Annotated in this window: 6 protein-coding genes; 3 read left to right on the forward strand and 3 right to left on the reverse strand. The window is 65.9% G+C overall.

Annotated features, from left to right (window positions below; translation table 11 throughout):
* Positions 1 to 2: 2 nt before the first annotated feature.
* Positions 3 to 1244, reverse strand: a complete 1242-nt coding sequence (gene lptF / locus RMN84_RS09350) for an LPS export ABC transporter permease LptF (RefSeq protein WP_405051472.1) — start codon at positions 1242 to 1244, stop codon at positions 3 to 5.
* 114 nt (positions 1245 to 1358) lie between these two features.
* Between lptF and RMN84_RS09355 the strand changes: the two genes are divergently transcribed.
* Genes RMN84_RS09355 through RMN84_RS09365 form a run of 3 tightly spaced genes read left to right on the forward strand, consistent with a single transcriptional unit; the run spans position 1359 to position 3698 of the window.
* Positions 1359 to 1856, forward strand: a complete 498-nt coding sequence (locus RMN84_RS09355) for a DUF2141 domain-containing protein (RefSeq protein WP_309611902.1) — start codon at positions 1359 to 1361, stop codon at positions 1854 to 1856.
* Positions 1856 to 2830 (forward strand): acylglycerol kinase family protein, encoded by a 975-nt coding sequence (locus RMN84_RS09360; protein WP_309611903.1) that lies wholly within the window; start codon positions 1856 to 1858, stop codon positions 2828 to 2830. Before RMN84_RS09355 ends, RMN84_RS09360 begins: the two co-directional genes overlap by 1 nt.
* Positions 2831 to 2834: 4 nt before the next feature.
* Positions 2835 to 3698 carry a hypothetical protein gene (locus RMN84_RS09365; RefSeq protein ID WP_309611904.1) on the forward strand — a complete coding sequence of 288 codons (864 nt, stop codon included), beginning with the start codon at positions 2835 to 2837 and terminating at the stop codon, positions 3696 to 3698.
* On the opposite strand, the gene RMN84_RS09370 is transcribed toward RMN84_RS09365, so the two are convergent.
* Positions 3655 to 5637, reverse strand: coding sequence for an ATP-binding protein (locus RMN84_RS09370; protein ID WP_309611905.1), 1983 nt, complete (start codon positions 5635 to 5637; stop codon positions 3655 to 3657). The two genes, RMN84_RS09365 and RMN84_RS09370, sit on opposite strands and share 44 nt — an antisense overlap.
* A 50-nt stretch (positions 5638 to 5687) precedes the next feature.
* The coding region (locus tag RMN84_RS09375) for an aminotransferase class I/II-fold pyridoxal phosphate-dependent enzyme (protein ID WP_309611906.1) at positions 5688 to 6457 on the reverse strand (770 nt) is incomplete at its 5' end.

Consider the following 6457-nt stretch of genomic DNA (forward strand, 5'->3'; position numbering starts at 1 on the left):
GCTCACGCTGTCACCGTCCGTCCGTCGTCATCATCGTCCACGGGCTCGCCAGGCAGGCGCCGCCGGAACAGCTTCTTCGCAATCTTGCCGATGCGCGCGAAGAACCGCTCCAGCGTTCCGATCGGCTGGCCGCCCACTCGGTGGGCGACGACATGGTACATCCACAGCACCAGCATGATCATCAGCACGAACGGCCCCCACAGCGCGAGTAGCGGCTCGATCTTGCCCTGCGCGCCCATTTGCTCACCGTATTGGTTGATCTTGTGATAGGTCACCACCATCACGATCGCGACGAAAATGCCGAGCGACGAGGTGCTCCGCTTGGGCGGCACCGCCAGCGCGATGCCGAGCAGCGGCAACACCAGCATCATCAGCGCCTCGACCAGCCGGTAGCTGGCGTTGGCCTGCGCCGGGTTGCGGTCGAGCCCGGGCGGGCCGTGCGGTCCATAAGCGCGGCGGAACACTTCGACCAAGGTCAGTTCGTCCTCGTCCGCCCCGCGGCCGCGAAATTTGTCGATCGCCGGCAGGTTGATCGGCAGGTCGTAGCTTTCGAAGGCCAGGCTGCGCGGCGCCGCGAACTTGTCCATCTGCTGGATGAGGCGACCCTTGTGGAGGCGGAAGAGGATGGTGTTAGGATCGTCGGTGGCCAGGAAGCGCCCTTCCTCCGCGGTGGCGGCGATCGACGAACCCGGCTTGTCGTCGACCTGCAGGAAAATGCCCTTGAGCTGGGTCCCGTCAAGGTCGCTGCGCTCGATGCGAAGCGTCAGGCGCTTGCCGAGCTGGTTGAACTCGCCGACCTTGATGGACGCGCCGAGTGCGCCCGAGGTGAGGTCGAAGCGCAGCTGCTGATAGCGATAGCGCGCCCAGGGCTCGATATAGCCGACGATCGCGAGGTTGAGCAGGGTCAGCGCGACCGCGAAGACATAGGGCACGCGCAGCAGCCGACCGTAGCCGATGCCGATCCCGCGCAGTGCGTCGAGCTCGGACGAATTGGCCAGCTTGCGGAAGGCGAGGAGGATGCCGAGCAGCAGGCCGATCGGAATGCCGAGCGCGAAATACTCCGGCAGCATGTTGGCCAGCATCTGCCACACCACGCTGACCGGCCCGCCGGCATCGATGACGAAGCTGAACAGCCGCAGCATCTTGTCGAGCACGAACAGCATCGACGCGAGCACCAGCGTGCCGATCAGCGGGACGGCGATGCTTCGCGCCAGATATCGGTCGATCAAGCCGGGCAAGATAATGTCGTCCCAACACCATGATTTGGCCGCAAACTGGGCCGACAACGCGCAACGGGGCAGAGTGCCCGCTGTGGGCGCTGCCGTCCTTGTGCTCATAGCGAAGCGGTTTGGAAAATCATGCGGAAATTCGGTCTTCTTTTCTCTCTTACTGCCACTTTGTCGATCAGCGGCGCGGTCTCGGCCGCGCCGGTTGGGTCGGATGCGGCCGTATGCGAATCGGGCAAGCCTTCGGTCGCGGTGGTCGTCAGCGGCTTCAAGCAGGCCAGCGGTACCCTCAAGGTCACCCTCTACGACGGCGATCCGGCGCGCTACCTCGTCCACAATGGCAAGCTGCGCAACGTCGTCGTGCCGGTCCGCTCCGGCGCGCCGATGGAGGTGTGCATCGCCGTCCCTGCGCCCGGCCTTTACGCCGTGGCGATCTTTCACGACGTCAGCGGCGACAATCAGAAGGATCGCGGTGACGGCGGCGGCTATTCGCGCAATCCCAAGCTGAGTATCTTCAACCTGAAGCCCGCCTTCCGCCAGACCGGGTTCCGGGTCGGTAACGGGCCAGTGCGGACCTCGATCACTTTGCTCTACGCCCGTGGCCTGTCGATCGGGCCGGTGAGAAGCTGATGGGTCGCGCGCGGATTGCCTTGCTGTCGAATCCTCGATCGACCGGCAATATCGCGCAGCTGCCGCGCGTCCGCGCCTATTGCGCGGCGCATCCTGACATCTTCCATTATGAAGTCGAGCGGGTCGATCAGATCGGCGAAGCGCTCAGGACCATTGCCCGGATCAAGCCGGCGATGCTGGTCATCAATGGTGGCGACGGCACCGTCCAGGCGGCGCTGACCGAATTGCACAATGGCGGTCATTTCGGCGAGAACCCGCCGCCGGTCGCGGTGCTGCCGAGCGGCAAGACCAACCTCATCGCGCTCGACCTGGGCTCGCACGGCGACCCGGTTGCGGCGTTCGAGCGGCTGGTCGCGATTGCCCAGGGCAACCTTGCCGCCCACCTCGTCCCGCGCGAGCTGATCGCGCTGCGCCACGGCGATGGCCTCGGCCAGCCAGTGATCGGAATGTTCCTTGGTGGCGCGGGACTCGCCGACACGATGCTGTATTGCCGCAACAAGATCTACCCGCTCGGCCTGCCGAACGGGGTCAGCCATGTGCTGGCGGCGATCGCGCTGGTCGTGCGGCAGCTGTTCGGGCTGAAGCTCAGCTTCCTGCCGCCCGCACCGAGCCAGCTCAGCGTCTCGGTCCGCATCGACGGCAAGCTCAGCGGGAAATTCACTCTGTTGCTGGTGACCACGCTCGAGAAATTGCTGCTGACGTCTGACGTCGGCGAGGCGAGTCGCGGGCGGCTGCGGCTGATCGCGGTCGAGCAGCGCCCGTTTCTGCTGATCCGCGCGTTCATCGCCAGCCTGCTCGGCAAGCTCAGTCGCGGTCACATCGACGGCGTCCATCTCGAGGGCTCGGATGAAATCTCGATTGAGGGCGACGCCTCCGACGTCATCCTCGACGGCGAGACGTTCCGCGCCGAGATTGGCAGCCCGATCACGCTGCGGCCGACGCTGCCACTGTCGTTCGTCCGTCTCGCCGCCTGAACCCATGACGGATAATCTGGTCGACCTCGTCCGCGCCGAGCTGGGCGCGCCGGTCGATGCGCGCGTCACTCGGCTGGCCGAAGCGATTGCGGCGAAGCATGGCGCGGCATCGCGGGCGGTACTGTTCTACGGCTCGTGCCTGCGCGAGGCCCAGCTCGACGGGCTAATGCTCGATTTCTACCTCATCGTGTCGGACTATCGTGCCGCTTACGACAAGCGCTGGCTGGCGCTCGCCAACCGCCTGATCCCGCCCAATGTTTTCCCGTTCGAAGCCGATGGCCTGGCGGCCAAATATGCCGTGCTAAGCGAAGCGGATTTCCACCGGCTCAACGGCCCGGAGACGCGCGGCGTGTCCGTGTGGGCGCGCTTTGCCCAGCCGTCGCGGTTGGTCTGGGCCAGCGACGAGACGGCGCGCGAGCGTTCGGTGGCTGCGGTCGCCCGCGCCGCGCCGACCCTGCTCGGTTCGGCGCTCCCGCCACTCACACCGCTGGCAGATGAGCTCGACATGTGGCGGCGCGCTTTCGCCCTGACCTATTCGGCCGAGCTCCGCGCCGAGCGCAAGGGGCGTAGCGGCTCAGTGGTCGATGCTGATCCCGATCGCTACCGCCGCTTCACCGCGCCGGCGATGGCGCTGGCCGTACCCGGGACGAGTGGCTGGACCCGGCGGCGGATCGAGGGAAAGGCGCTGTCGGTCGCTCGCCTCGCGAAGGCCAGCGCGACCTTTGCCGGCGGAGTCGATTATATCGCGTGGAAGATCAATCGCCACGCCGGCACGCAGATCGAGATCAAGCCGTGGCAGCGGCGGCACCCGCTGCTGGCCGCGATCAGCCTGCTGCCGCGGCTCCTCCGCTCTGGGGCGATTCGCTGACATGACCGCTTAGCGAGCGGGCAATCGCGCCGGCCAGTGCGCCGACCGTGAACGGCTTGCGCAGCAGGTCATGCCCAATCAGGTCGTCGCTCTCGCCATCGCCGACATAGCCGGTGACGAACAGGATCGCGACGTCGGACCGCATGCTTTTGAGGATGCGGACCATTTCCGGACCGGTCATTTCGGGCATGACGACGTCGCTGATAACCAGGTCAAAGTCGGCGCTGTCGAACAGCTCGATCGCTTCGGCCCCGCTCGAACAGGCGACGGGGTCATAGTCGAGGTCTTCGAGCGCGCCGACCGTGGCCGCGCGGACTCGCGGATCATCCTCGACCAGCAGGATGCGCGCGCCGGGGACGGTCAGCTCGGCCTCGCTGCCGCGCTGGGTCGCCGAGTGAAGCCGGACCGTCGCGGCACTCTCGGTGCGCGGCAGATAAATCGACACGGTCGTGCCCTTGCCGAGCCGGCTTTCGATCCCGACCTCGCCGCCCGACTGGTGGGCGAAACCGAAAATCTGGCTGAGGCCGAGCCCGGTGCCCTTGCCGACCGGCTTGGTCGTGAAAAAGGGTTCGAACGCGCGATCGATCACATCGGGGGTCATCCCCGACCCGGTATCGGTGACGGAAATGCGGACATAATCGCCCGGCTGGATATCGCCGACGGCATTGGCACCCAGCGTGACGTTGGCGGTCTCGATCAGCAGCTTGCCGGTGCCGTCCATCGCGTCGCGCGCGTTAACCGCCAAGTTGACGATGGCATTCTCCAACTGGTGCGGATCGACGAAGGTCGGCCATGCCTTGAGATCAAGCTTCGTCTCGACCGTGATTCGCTCGCCGAGCGTCCGGTCGAGCAGGTCGGACATGCCGGCGACCAGCGCCGACCCGTCGACCCGCTCGGGCAACAGCGGCTCGGACCGGGCGAACGACAGCAATCGCCGGGTCAGCGCGGCGGCGCGGGTTGCGCCCTCCATCGCATTGTTGAGGTGGAGCATCACTTCGCGTCGCGGCCCGTTCAACCGGCGGCGGGCCAGGTCGATCCCGCCAACGACGACGGCGAGCATGTTGTTGAAGTCGTGCGCGATGCCGCCGGTCAGCTGGCCGACCGCTTCCATCTTCTGGACCTGGCGCAGCTGGGCCTCGGCCGCCTGGCGCTCGATCGCTTCGGCCTTAAGCGCGGCGTTGGCATGGCGAAGTTCGCGAGTACGGTCCTCGACCGCAGTTTCGAGCGCGAGGCTTCGCTCGTATTCGCTCTCGGCTTCGCGCTTGGCCAACGCATTCTGGCGCATCGCCTGGAACGCGATCGCGCCGACGAACACCGCGCCGAGCCCGGCCAGCACGCCGAGCAGGCTGAGATAATCGGTCAGCCGGTCGGCTTCGGCGGAGAAGAATTTAGTCTGCTCCATCCGCGCCTTAAGCGCGGCGCGTTCGCTGTCGGCAATCTCGGTCAGCTTTCCGCGCAGGGCCGGGCCGGTCGGGGACTTGGTCGCCTGGTAATAAAGGTTGATCGCCAGCGTCCCCTGCTTGGCCGTAACGGCACTGGCCGCAGTCGAAAATTCCTGGCTGCGGGCATCATAGATCTTTTGGAGGTCGGCGACCCGGCGACGCTGCCCGGGATCATTCGCCGATTCCCGCCGAAGCTGGCGGATCTGGTCCCCGGCCAGTTGCCATTGGCTGTAATAGAGGTGGCCGGTGCCCTGGACATCCTCATCGAGCACGAAAGTGCCGAGTGCCGCTTCGGCGCGCACCAGCGAGGCATCGACGCTGCGGGTCAGCAGGTTGATGTCATAGGCGTGGCGCTCGCGCTCGAGCGCATCGTCGCGGGCGCGGTTCGACACGGCGACAAGGAACACCATGCCGATCAGGATCAGCGTCGCGATCATGCCGACCGCAACGGCTCCGCCGCGGCGCCAGTCGAACGCCTGATCGTCCCCCGAAGTCATGACATCCGTCTACCCGTCTTGCAATCCGAGCGAAAGCCTTGCGGCTCGGCCTAGCCGATACAACCTGTCGCTCGTCCCGCCGCTTCGAACATCGTCAGGATTTGCCCGACCTGCTCGACGCTGTGCTCGGCGCAGAGCGAGCAGCGCAGCAGGGTCATGTTACCCGGCGTTGCCGGCGGCCTCGCCAGATTGACGTATAGCCCCTCGTTGAGCAGCGCCTCCCACATCGCCGCGCCCTTCGCCAGATCGGGCATGATGACCGCGATGATCGCCGACTGCGGCGTATCGGTGCCCAGCTGGAAACCGAGTTTTTTCAGTCCGCCGTGGAGGGTTTTTGAATTTTCGAGCAGATGCGCGCGCTTGTTCGATCCGTGCATCAGCTTGCGGATCGAGGTCGCCGCGGTCGCCACCACCGACGGCGGCAGCGAGGCGGTGAACACATAGGGCCGGCACACCAGCCGCAAGATCTCGAACTTGGGATGGTTGGAAACGCAGAAGCCGCCGACCGTGCCGACCGACTTGGAGAAGGTGCCGATGATGAAATCGACATCGTCGATCACGCCCTGGGCCTCGGCGACGCCGCGGCCATGCTCGCCGATGAAGCCCATCGAATGCGCTTCGTCGACCAGCACCATGGCGCCGTTTTCCTTGGCGACGCGGACCATTTCGGTCAGCGGCGCGACATCGCCCAGCATCGAGTAGACGCCTTCCAATACGACCAGCTTGCCGGCGCCCTCGGGGATGCGTTTGAGCCGTTTTTCCATCGCTTCGATGTCGTTGTGGCGGAACGGCACGATCTGGGCGTTGCCGAGCGCGCAGC

The organism is Sphingomonas sp., from assembly GCF_031380695.1.
Classification (GTDB): domain Bacteria; phylum Pseudomonadota; class Alphaproteobacteria; order Sphingomonadales; family Sphingomonadaceae; genus Sphingomicrobium.